The following is a 13065-nucleotide window of genomic DNA, read 5'->3' as shown; positions in this document are numbered from 1 at the left end:
CCGTCTGCATGGGTTGTGTCATTGGAGGATGTTGGGATGAACCGCACGCGGGTGTTGTTGTCGATTGGACGTCGAGCGTGGTGGTCAACGCGTTGCCGCCGCCGTAGCTATATCTGGTTCACTGACAAATCTTATTAAGCTATCAAATATGAATTTTTATGATCATTAATATTTCATATATGACGTATTAACTAACGAGAAATGATTGATGGCTATCGGTCTATGTGTTCAAATATGAATGGTTAGCAGCCGTTTTACTTCATATCTGAGCAGGTGCGGACATGACATCTACCGATCAAAAGGGGGCCGCCCCTAAGGCAACATTGCCCAGGCCAGTCGAGCGCGCGTTGCATCGTCTCGGGCGAGATATCTCGACGGCTCGCCGCATGCGCCGGCTTAGCCAGGAAGATCTGGCCCTGCGAATTGGCGCGTCGCTCAGCACCGTCAGGCGTATGGAGGACGGCTATTCCGGCACCGCACTGCATACATTTCTGCGTGCCTTGCACGTGCTTGGCCGCCTGGATGCTGTGTCCGAGGTGATGGCCATGGAGAACGATGTGCTAGGAATGGAGTTGGCCAAGGAACAGTTGCCCCAACGGGTGCGGACCTCTGGTGGCAGCAAGCCCCGTGCGGCTCGTTCCGCCAAGGCCGGCGAAGACGTCGCGGATGATTCCGCGGAACTGGAGGGGTTCTGATGGCGGCCAAGGCATTCAAACGTCCAGACCTGGAGGTGCATCTGGGGGCGGGTGGCACGCTCGTGGGGCAGCTGCATCTAGGTAGCGGAAAACGCAGTGCGTTCAGCTATGAACAGCGTTGGTTGCGCGATGCGCGCTTCTTCGCGGTGTCGCCCGACTTATTACCCGTCATGGGCGTGCAACATCCTCAAGACGTATTCTTTCGCGCGCTGGAAGACACCGCGCCAGACTCCTGGGGCGAACGTGTGATTCGGCGTGCCCATGCCAAAGCGCGTCAGCAGGATCGCGCGACACCGGCACTTGAAGCGGTCGACTTCCTGATGTGGGTGGACGACGAAGCCCGTGCGGGCGCGTTGCGTCTCTTTGATCCAGAAACGCAAACCTATTTGCGCACCGGCGGAATGCATGGGCACGTACCGCCGCTGATTGAGCTGGACAAGGTGGTGCAAGCCGCCCGTGCACTGGAGGCTGGCACGGAAAGTGCACTGGATCTGCAATACCTGCTTGGGCAGGGCACCTCATTGGGCGGCGCTCGCCCCAAGTCGACAGTTCGAGATACGGATGGTCATTTGGCCTTGGGCAAGTTTCCCAGCCAAGCGGACCAGCGCGACATCATTCGCGGCGAAGTGCTCGCCATGCATCTTGCCGCCAAGGCCGGCATCAATGTGGCGAAGGCGCGGGTCGAGTCGATCAACGGAACGGCCGTTGCCATCATCCGTCGTTTTGATCGCAGTGACGATGGAGGTCGGATTCCCTACCTCTCGGCCGCGACGATGCTGCAGTCGGATGGCCGCGATGCGGCACATGCCTACACCGAACTGGTAGACGTGTTGCTGCAGGGCGGGGCCAACCCCATTGCCGACATTCACCAGCTATGGCGCCGCCTGGTCTTCAATTTTTTGATCTGCAATACCGATGATCATTTGCGTAACACCGGCTTTTTGTATGACGCGCGGCATTACGGTTGGCGTCTGTCGCCCGCATTCGACCTCAATCCAATGCCGGGTGACCGCCGCGAGAGCAAGACCTGGTTGACCGAGGATTCCGGGCCGATCGACAGTCGAGCGGCATTGATGGATGGCGCGCGCTACTTCAGACTGAATATTGAAGAAGCTGCAGCCATTTGGGCCGAGGTAGCGCAGGCTGTTGATAACTGGCGCAATGTCGCCAAGGCTTTGGGCATGCGTGGCACGGACCTTGTCGATTTCGAGCCGGCATTTATCGCCGGGCGGCAGTCCTGAGTCCGTAGAGAGGGCGACACAGGAAAATACCAAATACTCCTAGCCTGCAGCCCCACCGGACCCGCCCGGTTTTCGACTGATTTTCGCAAACCGATACAACGCTTCTGCATCCAGCACCGTCAATCCGCCGTAGTGCGTGCGCAGCACGCCTTCGCGCGCCAGCCGGGTCAGCGTGGCGTTGCAGCGCTGCCGTGACACCCCGCACAGCGCGGCGATCTCTTCCTGCGAGATCTTCAGCCGCCCATCAAAGCCGGAATGCTGCTCGGCATCGCACTGGGCAGCCACCGCGCGGGCCACGGTGGTGTCCACGTCCAGCAGCACGTTGCCCGTGTAGCAGGCCATCAGCCAATTGACCCGCTGCGCCAGGTGCATCATCAGCACCTTGGTGAATTCGATGTTGTTGTTCCACAGGCGTTCGCAGGTGTCGCGCGGCAGGATGACGATCTGGCTGGGGCGCAGGGCGACGACTTCGTATTCGAATTGCTCGCGGCGGATCATGGTGGCTTCGCCGAACCAGCTGCCGGTGCTGAAGCCGGCCAGCGACAGGGACCGGCCGTCGGGGCCGCGGGACGACCATTTCACCAGGCCGGCCACCACGCCATACCAGCCGGGCGAGCGCGAGCCCGAGCGAAACAGGTATTCGCCGGCGGCCAGCGACACGGTGCGCAGTTCGGACCGGACCACGCTGCGTTCCAGTGCGGGCAGGCCCTTGTACCAGGGCACGACGTCCAGCATGCGATCGACGGGGCAGGTCGCGGGGCGGCGCTTCCCGGCGGGCGACTCGTTGGCGGTGGCCTGCGCGTTGGCGCTGCCGGCGGGCGATCCACGCATATCCATCCCTTATTTTTTGAAGCGATATCGCTCAGGTAAACCCTAGGGCGATCTGTCACTGTGATGACTGTTCACATCCCGGGCGGGACGCAGAATAGGCCAGGGCCTGTCGACACCAAAAGTAGCCTGCGTACCCAATGAACGCGTATCAAGGCGCGAGGCGCAGTCGTGACAGGCTCTTGGCCGCAAGAGCCCAAAAACCATAAGAGGAGATAACGATGTTGTCAATGCAACAGGCGGTCTGCCGTGCTGCCGTCGCCTGCGGGGCCGTGGTCTCGCTGCTGAATGCCCCGGTCGCGCAGGCCCAGTATTCCGACGATGTGATCCGGATCGGCTTCATTACGGACCTGTCGGGCGTGTATTCCGGGCCGGACGGTCCGGGTGGGGTGGAAGCCATCAAGATGGCCATCCAGGAGATGGGCGGCGAGATCAACGGCAAGAAGATCGAGCTGCTGGTGGCAGACCACCAGAACAAGGCGGACGTGGCGTCGGCCAAGGCTCGTGAGTGGTTTGACCAGAAGGGCCTGGACATGCTGATCGGCGGCACCAATTCCAGCACGGCCTTGGCGATGTCGAAGGTGGCGGCCGACAAGAAGAAGCCGATCATCGTGGTGGGCGCCGGCGCCCCGGCGCTGACCAACGAACAATGCACGCCCTATACGCTGAACTACGCCTACGACACGGTAGCGCTGGCGCGCGGCACCGGGGCGGCGGTGGTGAAGGCGGGCGGCAAGAAGTGGTATTTCCTGACGGCCGACTACGCCTTTGGGCATGCGTTGCAGGCGGACACGACGAAGGTGGTGGAAGCGGGCGGCGGCACGGTGGTGGGGTCGGTGAAGCACCCGTTGTCGTCGGCGGACTTCTCGTCGTTTCTGTTGCAGGCGCAAAGCAGCAAGGCCGATATCCTGGCGCTGGCGAACGCCGGGGCCGATGCCACCAATGCGATCAAGGCCGCGAACGAGTTCGGCGTCACCAAGACGATGCGCCTGGCGGGACTGATCATGTTCATCAACGACATCCATGCGATGGGCCTGCCGGCCACGCAGGGCATGTACCTGACCGACAGCTGGTACTGGAACGCGTCGGAAGAGACTCGCGCCTGGAGCCAGAAGTTCTTCGAGGCCCGCAAGGCAATGCCGTCGTCGTTGCAGGCGGCTGACTACTCGGCGGCGCTGCAATACCTGCGCGCGGTCAAGGCCACGGGCACGGATGACGCCGACCGCGTGCTGGCCTATCTGCGCGAGACCAAGCTGAACGACCTGTACATCAAGGACGGCGTGGTGCGGCCTGATGGCCGGGTGGTGCACGACATGTATTTGCTGCAGGTGAAGACGCCGGAGCAGTCCAAGGAACCGTGGGACTACTTCGACGTGGTGCAGACCATCGACGGCAACGAGGCCTTTACCAAAAAGGACGAGACGCGCTGCGCACTGTGGAAATGAATGGCATTGGCCCACCCAGCTTGAAAGAGAATCTTCATGGCGAAACGTAAAGTGATCGTGACCATTGCCCCGACGGGGGGCATGGCCTTCAAGACCCAGAATCCGCACCTGCCGACGCAACCTGCCGAGATTGCCGACGACGTCTACCGTTGCTACAACGCGGGCGCCAGCGTGGTGGCGCTGCATGCGCGCCGCCCGGACGACCAGGCGACGTGCGATGCGGGCATCTACCTGGACATGAACCAGCGCATTCGCGAACGCTGCGACATCGTGCTGAACAATTCCACGGGCGGTGGCGTGCATGGCGACATGGTGCGGGAAAGCTATCCGGGCATGTGGGAGATCGTGTGGGAAGAGCGGCTCAAGGGCATGGATGCGGGCGCCGAGATGTGCACGCTGGATGCCACGACGCTGAACCTGGCGTTCGGCGACCACGAATACCTGATGAACACGCCGTTGACGAAGGCCCGCGAGCTGGCGGCGGGCATGAAGGCGCGCGGCATCAAGCCCGAATGGGAGGTCTTCAGTCCGACCCACATCCTGCAGGACGCGACGACGCTGATCAACGAAGGCCTGGACGACGGGCCGCCCTTCGTGAACCTGGTGATGAACGTGCACCGCAATTTCCAGAACGCGATGCCGTTTTCGCCGCGCTACCTGCAGATGATGGTCGACATGCTGCCCAAGGACAGCGTGTTCTGCGTGAGCGGCATCGGGCCGTCGCAGCTGGAAGCCAATATCAGCGCGTTGCTGCTGGGCGGGCATGCGCGCGTGGGGCTGGAAGACAATCTGTATTACCGCCATGGCGAGCTGGCCACCAATGTGCAATTGGTGGAACGCATCGTGCGCATCATCCGCGAGATGGACATGGAACCTGCCACGCCGACCGAAGCGCGCGAGATCATGGGCCTGCCGCGCCGCGGCGGCGTGCGGCCCCGGTTCGCCTGCTGACGGGCGGAGCGTTATTGCAAGCAGGCGGCGCGGTCGATGATCGCGCCGGTTTTTATTCTCTTACCGGCAGAACAACATGAGTGAATCCTTGAAGGGCAGGCGGGTACTGGTGACGGCGGGGGCGCAGGGCATTGGCCTGGCGATTGCGAAGAAATTCCTGGCGGCCGGTGCGGACGTGCATATCTGCGACGTGGACGAGGCGGCCGTAAAAGCGGCGGCTACGCTGTCGCCGCGGCTGAGCGCCAGCGTGACGGACGTGTCGCGCGAAGCCGAGGTGCTGGCCATGTTCGCGGACCTGACCAGGCGCTGGGGCCGGCTGGATGCGCTGGTGAACAACGCGGGCGTGGCCGGCCCTACCTGCCGCCTGGAAGCGATTGCGCTGGATACCTGGCAGAAGACGCTGGACGTGAACCTGACCGGCACGTTCCTGTGCTCGCGCAGCGCGGTGCCATTGCTGCGGGAAGCGGGCGGCGGCGCCATCGTCAATATTTCGTCGGTGGCGGGCCGCCTGGGGTTCTCGTTGCGCACGCCCTACAGCGCCACCAAGTTCGGCCTGGCGGGGCTGACGCAGACCTGGGCCATGGAACTGGGGCCCGACAACATCCGCGTCAATTCCGTGCTGCCGGGCGTGGTGGCGGGCGAGCGGGTCGAACGCATCATCGCCGCCCGCGCCGAGGCGGGCGGCGTCAGCCAGGACGAGATGCGCATGCGGCTCGTCGACAAGGTGTCGCTGCGCCGCATGACGCAGCCCGAGGACGTGGCCAATCAAGTGGCGTTTCTGTGCTCGGACGAGGGGGCGATGATCAGCGGGCAGAGCATTTCGGTGTGCGGGAACGTGGAGTATCTGGGGTGACCTCGCCCGATCAGGGCTTCCTAAAAGCGCAGACGTCCACTACCTGATCAATCGCCCCGAACGGCATGGCGCCATCCGGCCCGCGCGCAAAGATCCGCACCCGGTCGCCGTGGCGCAGGTAGGGCGGCAGTTGATCTTCGCGGGCGCCCTCCAGCTGCGCGCGCACGCGGGCTTCGGTAATGCAGGCGCTGCCTGAGGCCGGGTCGGCGTTGCTGATGGTGCCGGCGCCGACGATGCTGCCCGCGACCAGGCCGCGTGTGCGGGCCAGGTGTTCGATGATCTGCGCAAAATTGAAGACGACTTCGCTGCTGGCGTTGGGCTCGCCGAAGCGGGCGCCGTTGACGTCGATGCGTACGGGCAGATCCAGCATATGGTCGTGCCAGGCGCTGCCCAATGCGGCGGGCGTGACGGCAATGGGGGCGAAGCTGGTGGCCGGCTTGCTTTGGTAGAAGCCGAAGCCCTTGGCCAGCTCGGACGGGATCAGTCCGCGCAGCGAGACATCATTGAGCAACACGACCAGCGCGATCAGGTCGGCCGCCTGCGCGGCGGTCGCGCCCAGCGGGACGTCGCGGGTGATGACGGCGATTTCGGCTTCCAGATCGATCAGGTGATTTTCGTCGGTGGCGATGATGGGGTCTTGCGGGCCCAGCAGGATGTCGGACCCGCCCTGGTAGACCAGGGGCTCGTCTTCATAGCGCGGGGGAATGGGTTCCTGGCGCCATTGGTAGATCAGGCGGGCGTGGTTGCGGTAGACGGACGCGTCGGCCCATTGGTAGGCGCGGGGCAGCGGCGCCATGCATTGCGCGGGGTCGAAGGCGCTGGCCGCGGTCCAGGCGCTGGCATCGCGGGCGGCCTGGCGGCGGTCGAGTGCGGGCGCCAGCGTGGTCCAGTTGTCCAGCAGGGCTTGCAGCGTGGGCGCGCCGGGGCCGGCGCTGATCCAGCGGTCGCCTGCCGGACTGACGAGCATCAGTTCGCCATCACGTGTGCCGTTCTTGCGAGTGGCCAGGCGCAGTTGGGGGGCAGGGTGGGTCATGGGCGGTTCTGGTGGGGGGTGACAGGGCGTTGGCGGGTGGTCCAGCGGTCGAGCAGGCTGCGCGCCTCGCGAGCGTAGCCGTCGACAACGGCCTGGGCGGCGACTTCGACGGTGAGTTCCAGCCGCAACCCATTGGGGTCGAAGAAATAGATCGATTCGATGAAGCCGTCGTGGTCGGTGACGCCGACGACGGCGACGCCGTGCGCCTCCAATCTGGCCTTCATGGCGTGCAGGTCGTCTCGGCTCTCCAGGGCGAGGGCGATGTGGTTGACCCAGGCGGGGGTATTGGCGGACGGCAAGGCGGCGGTGTCGTCGCCCAGGTCGAAGAAGGCGATGCAGCCGCCGTTGCGCATGCGAAAGAAGATGTGCACGTAGGGGCAGTATTCGCCGGTGCTGGGCACGTGGTCGTTCTTGATGACGTGCACCAGCGGCAGCCCCAGCAGGTCTTCGTAGAAGCGCCGCGTTGCTTCGGCGTTGCGGCAGCGCCAGGCAAAGTGGTGCAGGCCCTGGACGGGGCGGGCAGATGGCATGTTCATGGCGATCCTCAATCCAGTGAGATGTGGTTGGCGCGGATGACCTCGCCCCAGCGGGCGGATTCCGCCCGGGCCAGCTGCTTGAAGGCATCGGGCGTGCCGGGTAGCGGTTCAAAGCCGAATTCGGTGAAGCGGTTCAGCACGGCCGGGTCGGCCAGGGCCTGGTTCAACGCCCGATTGAGCGTGGCGACGATGGGGGCGGGCAGGCCCGCCGGCCCCAGCAAGCCCTGGAAGGCAAAGACCTCGACGTCGGCAACGCCCACTTCGGCCAGGGTGGGCACATCGGGCAGTAGCGGGGAACGCGTGGCCGAGCCGATGGCCAGCGGGCGCACCTTGCCGGACTTGATGATCTGCAGGCCGGAGGCCAGGTCCAGGAACATGACGGGCACCTGGCCGCCCATGACGTCCTGCATGGCGGGGGCGGCGCCTCGGTAGGGCACGTGGGTGAGCGTGGTGCCGGTCTTGCTCTGGAACAGGGCCATGGCCAGGTGATGCGGTGAGCCATTGCCGACCGAGGCGTAGTCGACCTGGCCGGGCCGGGCGCGCACATAGGCCAGGAACTGGGCGAAGTCCGCGACGGGAAAGGCGGGGCTGGCGACCAGCACCAGGGGGAATCTGCCGATCGCGCCGATGTAGGTGAAGTCGTCGGCGGGGCGGTAGGGCAGCTTCTTGAACAGGTGTTCGTTGAACGCCAGCACGCCGTTGTCGGCGGACATCAGGGTGTAGCCGTCGGGTTTGGCGTGGGCGACCTGCTCGGCGCCGATATTGGTGGCGGCGCCGGGCCGGTTGTCGATGATGATGCGTTGGCCCAGGCCGGGGCGGATGCTCTCGGCCAGGGTGCGCGCCAGGGTGTCGGTGCCGCCGCCAGCCGGGTAGGGCACGACCCATTTGATGAGTTGGTCGGGGTAGGCGGACTGGGCTTGCACGGGCGTGGCAACGGCCCACTGGGCGGCGGCGACGGCCAGGGCCGCGGCCATGAATGTTCTTCGGTTCAAGGTTGTCTCCATTGGGGGGGCGGGGCAGGCTTCTTGGCCTGTCTTGGGGATCGAGGCAGAAAACGCCGACGAGGTGCCGGTCGGGCGGGGGCAGGCGGCGTCAGCCGGCCGACAGTGACGGCAGCGGCAGGTCTTGCAGCGCCTGCTCGATGGCGTCCAGGCAGCGCTGTTCGTCCTGCACCTGCTCGAACAGCAGCAGCGCCAGGCGGGCCAGGAACAGGGATTCGCGTTCGCGCCCGGCGCTGGCGATGGCGTTGCTGCAGCGGGCGTAGAGACGGTCTTGGACGGCGGCGTCGTAGGTCATTGCAGGGCTCCTTGGGCGCCGCAGGCGTGTGCGAGGGCGGTCAGTACGTCAGGCAGGTCGGGTGCAGGCCAATGGGCGCTGTGATGGCCATCGGGGCGTATCAGGAAGGCCATGCCGGCCAGGGCTTCTTGCGGTAAGCCGAAGCACCGGGCCAGGTTGGCATCGGGCGCCAACGTCACCACGTGACACGGCAGCCAGGGCCAGTCGGGCGCTTGCGTTTGTGTTTCAAGGGCGTCGGCTTGCGGCCAGGGGCCGAATGCCAACAGGGTGAAGCCGTCGGGCCTCAGCCGTTCGGTCAGGTAGCGCCCGTCAGGCAGGCGGCCGTCGACCAAGGGCGCGCCAGGGGAGTACGGGGTTGCGTTCGCTGTGGTGTCGAGCGGCGGGCCGTTCGTGCCTTCCGGCACATCGGCCATCGCTTGCGGCACGGGGCATTCGGCATACGTGATCGCATGCGTCTGGCGCGGATTGATCAGCCGCGCGATGCCGGGGTGGTGCGCGGCCAGCGACAGGCAAGCCTCGCGCATCAGGTCAAAGCCCCGGTTGGGCGGCGACATGAATTCGGTGCTGCGCATGGCGTTCTCGGCGTTGACGTGGAAGGCGTGCAGGCGTTCGGCGCTGTAGCGGTCCAGCAGGGCATCGCTGCCCTTGCGTTGCAGCACCGCAGCCAGCTTCCACGCCAGGTTGTCGGCGTCGTCGAAGCCGGAGTTCAGGCCGCGCACGCCGAAGATGGGCATGGCGTGCGCGGCGTTGCCGGCGAACAGGACGCGGCCGTGGCGGTAGGCGTCCAGCGTCATGGCGCCGGCGCGGTAGACGGACGACCAGACCGGGGTCCAGGGCAGGTGGCCTTCGCCGATGGCGTCCAGGTGCGTCTGCACGAAGCGTTGAATCTGCTCGGGCTGCATGGCCTGGGCGGCATCCACGCTGCCGGCGAGCTGGAAGTCGACGCGCCAGATGTCGTCAGGTTGGCGGTGCATGAGGATGGTGGTGCCGCGGGCCCAGGGCGGGTCGAACCAGGCGCGGCGTTCGGTGGGGTAGCCGCTGGCCAGTTCGATGTCGACGATGGCGTAGCGGCCCTGGTAGCCGGTGCCTGCCAGTTTCAGGCCCAGGCTGGACCGGATGAAGCTCTGCCCGCCATCGCACGCCACCAGCCAGTCGGCCTGAGCGGCGTAGCTGCCCAGCGCGTTGTCGATGCGCACGGCCACGCCGTCGGCGGCGGGCGTGCAGGCGGTGATCTTGCTGGCCCAGCGGATGTGGACGCGGCCGGGATGCTGCGCGTTGACGGCTGCGATGGCGTCGAGCAGGAACTGTTCGATGTAGTACTGCTGCAGATTGATCATGGGCGGAAAACGATCGTCCGCGCGGGTGGGCATCTCGAACACCAGGACCTCGTCGGTGCCGTAATAGCTGCGGCCGCGCGCCCAGGGCAGGCCCTTGCCCAGAAAGGCGGACGCCACGCCCAGCCGGTCCATGATCTCCAGGCTGCGCCGCGAGATGCAGGCGGCGCGGCTGCCTTCGCAGACCGAGTCGTCGGCCTCGATGACGACGCTGTCGATGCCGCGCCGGGCCAGGCCCAGCGCCACGGCCAGGCCGACGGGGCCGCCGCCGGCAATCATGACGCGATGGCGTTGGGCGTCGGCGCCGTTCGCATCCCGGGGCGGCAGCGATGGTGCATAGCGTGAATAGTGGAAGGGGCCGATTCGTTCAAGCGGCATGCGGATGTCCTGTTCTTATGGCGTTGTCTCTGGGTATATTCTGGCGTCTTGGAATCGATAATTTGTCCTAATTAATCAGGACAGGAATACCCGTCATGAAATTGCTGCCGGTGGTGCAGGACACGCCCGCTGCCGCGTTTGCGGTGGCGGCGGCCTTGATGGACGCGATCGGCGCCGACGACTTTGCCGCGCAGGTGCTGCGGGCGCTGGGCGGCATGTTTCCAGCCAGCCACTGCACGGTGTTCGCACTGCGCAGCAGCGGCCGGGTGCAGGCCGTGTCCAGCGCCAGCGCCATTGGCGAGGTGGCGACCCTGACCGCCGTTCAATACATGCGGCTGGGGTTCGACCGCAAGGACTCCAACATGGTGTGGCTGTCGCGGCGCAAGCCGGGCAAGGCGACGCAGTTGTGGATCGGTCTGCAGCAAGCAGAGGATGTGGCCGATGAGCACTACCGCCGCGTCTGCTATGGCGACCCGGGCATTCGTGAGCGGCTGTCGCTGCTGGCGGTGTTCGCCGACGGCTATCGGGTGTCGGTCAGCCTGTACCGCAATCTGGCGTATCCGGCGTTCCTGCCGCAGGACATCGAACGCCTGGCGCTGCATGCGCCGTTGATCGCCACCGCGGTCATGCGCCACGTGCAGGTGACGCGGCGTTCACCGGCAGACCATGCGCCACAGGCGCGGCTCATGGAACAGTTGTCGGGCCGCGAGCGGCAGATCGTGACGCATGTGCTGGAAGGGCTGACGACCAAGCAAGCGGCGCGCGAGATGGGGGTGTCGGACACGACGGCGTTGACCTATCGCTACCGCGCGTTCCAGCATCTGGGCGTGCGCAACCACCAGGAACTGTTGGCGCTGGTGGGCGCGGGCATGCCCAGGCGAGCGCCGGCGCGCGCCGGCGCCATCAAGCCCCGGAAAGCCTGATCTCGCGGCCGCCCAGGCGGATGGGTTGCCCGGGCGCAAGACGCCATTGCGCCGGGCCTGCAACGTGCAGGTTCCCGCCTTCCGCATCGACTGCCACCGTCACCGGCATGTCGACCACGTCAAATTCGTAAATGGCTTCCATGCCCAGGTCTTCGAAGGCCACGACGCGGGCGTGGCGGATGGCTCGGGACACGAGAACCGCCGCGCCGCCCACGGCGATCAGGTAGGCCGCCCGGTGCCGCTGGATGGCGGCGACGGCATCGGGGCCGCGTTCGGCCTTGCCGATCATGGCGATCAGGCCGGTGTGCGCCAGCATCATGTCGGTATAGCCATCCATGCGGGTGGAGGTGGTGGGGCCGGCGGGGCCGACGGCCTCGTCCCGTACCGCGTCCACCGGCCCGACGTAGTAGATGATACGGTTGCGGAAGTCGGCGGGCAGAGGCAGGCCCTGGGCGAGCCGTTCGCGGATGCGCTGGTGCGCGGCGTCGCGACCGGTCAGCATGCGGCCGGTCAGCAGCAAGGTGTCGCCCGCGCGCCAGGTGGCGACCTCTTCCCGGGTGAGCGTGTCCAGGTGCACGCGTCGGCCGGCCTGCGGCAGCGCGGCATCGCCCAGGTCGGGCCAGAGATCCAGCGACGGAGGCTCCAGGTGCACGGGGCCGCTGCCGTCCAGCACGAAGCGGGCGTGACGGGTGGCGGCGCAGTTGGGGATCAGGGCGACGGGTTTGGCGGCGGCGTGCGTGGGGTAGGTCTTGAGCTTGACGTCCAGCACCGTCGTCAGGCCGCCCAGGCCTTGCGCGCCGATGCCCAGCGCGTTGACGCGTGCATGCAGCTCCACCCGCAGGGCGTCTTCGGGGGCGAGCGCGTCGCCGCGTGCGGCGCGTTCCTGCAGCGTATGCATGTCCAGCGGCTGCATCAGGCTTTCCTTGGCGAGCAGCACGGCCTTTTCCGCGGTGCCGCCCACGCCGATGCCCAGCATGCCGGGCGGACACCAGCCCGCGCCCAGCGTCGGCACCTGCGCCAGCACCCAGTCCACCACGCTGTCGCCCGGGTTCAGCATGGCCAGCCGCGCCTTGTTCTCCGATCCGCCGCCTTTGGCGGCGACGATGACTTCCAGCGTTGCGCCGGGCACGATCCGCATGCTGATGACGGCGGGCGTGTTGTCGCGGGTATTGGGGCGGCCAAACAGCGGGTCGGCCACCACCGATGCCCGCAGCGGATTGTCGGCGTCCAGATAGGCGCGGCGCACACCTTCATTGACGGCGTCTTCCAGATTGCCGGTGAAACCTGTCCAGCGCACGTCCATGCCGACGTTCAGGAAGACATTGACGATGCCGGTGTCCTGGCAGAGGGGGCGCCGGCCGATGGCGGCCAGGCGCGAGCTGGCCAGTATCTGGGCCATGGCGTCGCGGGCGGGCGCGCTGGCCTCGCGGCGGTAGGCGGCGGCCAGGTGCGCGAGGTAGTCGGGGCTGTGATAGTGGCTGATGTATTGCAGGGCGTGGGCGACGGAATCGACCAGGTCTTGTTGGCGGATGCAGGCGGTCATGGGTGCAGG

Annotated in this window: 13 protein-coding genes; 6 read left to right on the top strand and 7 right to left on the bottom strand. The window is 66.1% G+C overall.

Features of this window, described 5'->3' with window-relative positions:
* Window positions 1-281 precede the first annotated feature (281 nt).
* Together AC3WMR_RS23000 and AC3WMR_RS22995 are read left to right on the top strand one after the other, a co-directional pair.
* A complete protein-coding gene (locus AC3WMR_RS23000; RefSeq protein ID WP_492265083.1) occupies window positions 282-695 on the top strand; it encodes a helix-turn-helix domain-containing protein in 414 nt (137 codons plus the stop codon).
* A complete protein-coding gene (locus AC3WMR_RS22995) occupies window positions 695-1936 on the top strand; it encodes a type II toxin-antitoxin system HipA family toxin (RefSeq protein WP_492265084.1) in 1242 nt (413 codons plus the stop codon). The genes AC3WMR_RS23000 and AC3WMR_RS22995 overlap by 1 nt, the downstream gene beginning before the upstream one ends.
* Window positions 1937-1975: 39 nt before the next feature.
* Here AC3WMR_RS22995 and AC3WMR_RS22990 read toward each other — a convergent pair whose 3' ends face one another.
* Entirely contained in the window at window positions 1976-2767 is a 792-nt protein-coding gene (locus AC3WMR_RS22990) for a Crp/Fnr family transcriptional regulator (protein WP_492265085.1), read from the bottom strand.
* 218 nt (window positions 2768-2985) lie between these two features.
* Between AC3WMR_RS22990 and AC3WMR_RS22985 the strand changes: the two genes are divergently transcribed.
* The 3 genes from AC3WMR_RS22985 to AC3WMR_RS22975 all read left to right on the top strand — a co-directional run bounded on the left by AC3WMR_RS22985 (window position 2986) and on the right by AC3WMR_RS22975 (window position 6013).
* Window positions 2986-4209 (top strand): ABC transporter substrate-binding protein, encoded by a 1224-nt coding sequence (locus tag AC3WMR_RS22985; protein ID WP_492265086.1) that lies wholly within the window; start codon window positions 2986-2988, stop codon window positions 4207-4209.
* Between the two features lie 36 nt (window positions 4210-4245).
* Window positions 4246-5160: a beta-keto acid cleavage family enzyme gene (locus AC3WMR_RS22980; protein WP_492265087.1), complete on the top strand. Its 915-nt coding sequence runs from the start codon at window positions 4246-4248 to the stop codon at window positions 5158-5160.
* A gap of 76 nt (window positions 5161-5236) precedes the next feature.
* Window positions 5237-6013: an SDR family oxidoreductase gene (locus tag AC3WMR_RS22975; protein WP_492265088.1), complete on the top strand. Its 777-nt coding sequence runs from the start codon at window positions 5237-5239 to the stop codon at window positions 6011-6013.
* 10 nt (window positions 6014-6023) lie between these two features.
* Here the strand turns inward: AC3WMR_RS22975 and AC3WMR_RS22970 are convergent, their stop codons facing one another.
* From AC3WMR_RS22970 to AC3WMR_RS22950, 5 genes are all read right to left on the bottom strand, one after another.
* Window positions 6024-7046 carry a fumarylacetoacetate hydrolase family protein gene (locus AC3WMR_RS22970; RefSeq protein ID WP_492265089.1) on the bottom strand — a complete coding sequence of 341 codons (1023 nt, stop codon included), beginning with the start codon at window positions 7044-7046 and terminating at the stop codon, window positions 6024-6026.
* Entirely contained in the window at window positions 7043-7582 is a 540-nt protein-coding gene (locus AC3WMR_RS22965) for a VOC family protein (protein WP_492265090.1), read from the bottom strand. The genes AC3WMR_RS22970 and AC3WMR_RS22965 overlap by 4 nt, the downstream gene beginning before the upstream one ends.
* A gap of 8 nt (window positions 7583-7590) precedes the next feature.
* On the bottom strand, window positions 7591-8574 hold the full coding sequence (locus AC3WMR_RS22960; protein WP_492265091.1) for a Bug family tripartite tricarboxylate transporter substrate binding protein: 984 nt from the start codon (window positions 8572-8574) through the stop codon (window positions 7591-7593).
* A 100-nt stretch (window positions 8575-8674) separates the two neighbouring features.
* Window positions 8675-8878: a hypothetical protein gene (locus tag AC3WMR_RS22955; protein WP_492265092.1), complete on the bottom strand. Its 204-nt coding sequence runs from the start codon at window positions 8876-8878 to the stop codon at window positions 8675-8677.
* A complete protein-coding gene (locus AC3WMR_RS22950) occupies window positions 8875-10590 on the bottom strand; it encodes an FAD-dependent monooxygenase (RefSeq protein WP_492265093.1) in 1716 nt (571 codons plus the stop codon). The genes AC3WMR_RS22955 and AC3WMR_RS22950 overlap by 4 nt, the downstream gene beginning before the upstream one ends.
* 95 nt (window positions 10591-10685) lie before the next feature.
* Here AC3WMR_RS22950 and AC3WMR_RS22945 point away from each other — a divergent pair, with 95 nt between their 5' ends.
* Window positions 10686-11513, top strand: a complete 828-nt coding sequence (locus tag AC3WMR_RS22945) for a LuxR C-terminal-related transcriptional regulator (protein ID WP_492265094.1) — start codon at window positions 10686-10688, stop codon at window positions 11511-11513.
* On the opposite strand, the gene AC3WMR_RS22940 is transcribed toward AC3WMR_RS22945, so the two are convergent.
* On the bottom strand, window positions 11494-13056 hold the full coding sequence (locus AC3WMR_RS22940; RefSeq protein WP_492265095.1) for a fumarate hydratase: 1563 nt from the start codon (window positions 13054-13056) through the stop codon (window positions 11494-11496). The genes AC3WMR_RS22945 and AC3WMR_RS22940 overlap by 20 nt on opposite strands.
* Window positions 13057-13065 lie beyond the last annotated feature (9 nt).

Source organism: Achromobacter sp. FW305-C-28 (genome assembly GCF_058783235.1).
This window is presented reverse-complemented; position numbering and strand designations above follow the sequence as displayed.

What these genes read in the sequence shown, in the direction of transcription:
- AC3WMR_RS23000 (WP_492265083.1), top strand. Translation starts at nt 282, where the DNA reads ATGACATCTACCGATCAAAAGGGGGCCGCCCCTAAGGCAACATTGCCC.
- AC3WMR_RS22995 (WP_492265084.1), top strand. Translation starts at nt 695, where the DNA reads ATGGCGGCCAAGGCATTCAAACGTCCAGACCTGGAGGTGCATCTGGGG.
- AC3WMR_RS22990 (WP_492265085.1), bottom strand. Translation starts at nt 2,767, where the DNA reads ATGCGTGGATCGCCCGCCGGCAGCGCCAACGCGCAGGCCACCGCCAAC.
- AC3WMR_RS22985 (WP_492265086.1), top strand. Translation starts at nt 2,986, where the DNA reads ATGTTGTCAATGCAACAGGCGGTCTGCCGTGCTGCCGTCGCCTGCGGG.
- AC3WMR_RS22980 (WP_492265087.1), top strand. Translation starts at nt 4,246, where the DNA reads ATGGCGAAACGTAAAGTGATCGTGACCATTGCCCCGACGGGGGGCATG.
- AC3WMR_RS22975 (WP_492265088.1), top strand. Translation starts at nt 5,237, where the DNA reads ATGAGTGAATCCTTGAAGGGCAGGCGGGTACTGGTGACGGCGGGGGCG.
- AC3WMR_RS22970 (WP_492265089.1), bottom strand. Translation starts at nt 7,046, where the DNA reads ATGACCCACCCTGCCCCCCAACTGCGCCTGGCCACTCGCAAGAACGGC.
- AC3WMR_RS22965 (WP_492265090.1), bottom strand. Translation starts at nt 7,582, where the DNA reads ATGAACATGCCATCTGCCCGCCCCGTCCAGGGCCTGCACCACTTTGCC.
- AC3WMR_RS22955 (WP_492265092.1), bottom strand. Translation starts at nt 8,878, where the DNA reads ATGACCTACGACGCCGCCGTCCAAGACCGTCTCTACGCCCGCTGCAGC.
- AC3WMR_RS22950 (WP_492265093.1), bottom strand. Translation starts at nt 10,590, where the DNA reads ATGCCGCTTGAACGAATCGGCCCCTTCCACTATTCACGCTATGCACCA.
- AC3WMR_RS22945 (WP_492265094.1), top strand. Translation starts at nt 10,686, where the DNA reads ATGAAATTGCTGCCGGTGGTGCAGGACACGCCCGCTGCCGCGTTTGCG.
- AC3WMR_RS22940 (WP_492265095.1), bottom strand. Translation starts at nt 13,056, where the DNA reads ATGACCGCCTGCATCCGCCAACAAGACCTGGTCGATTCCGTCGCCCAC.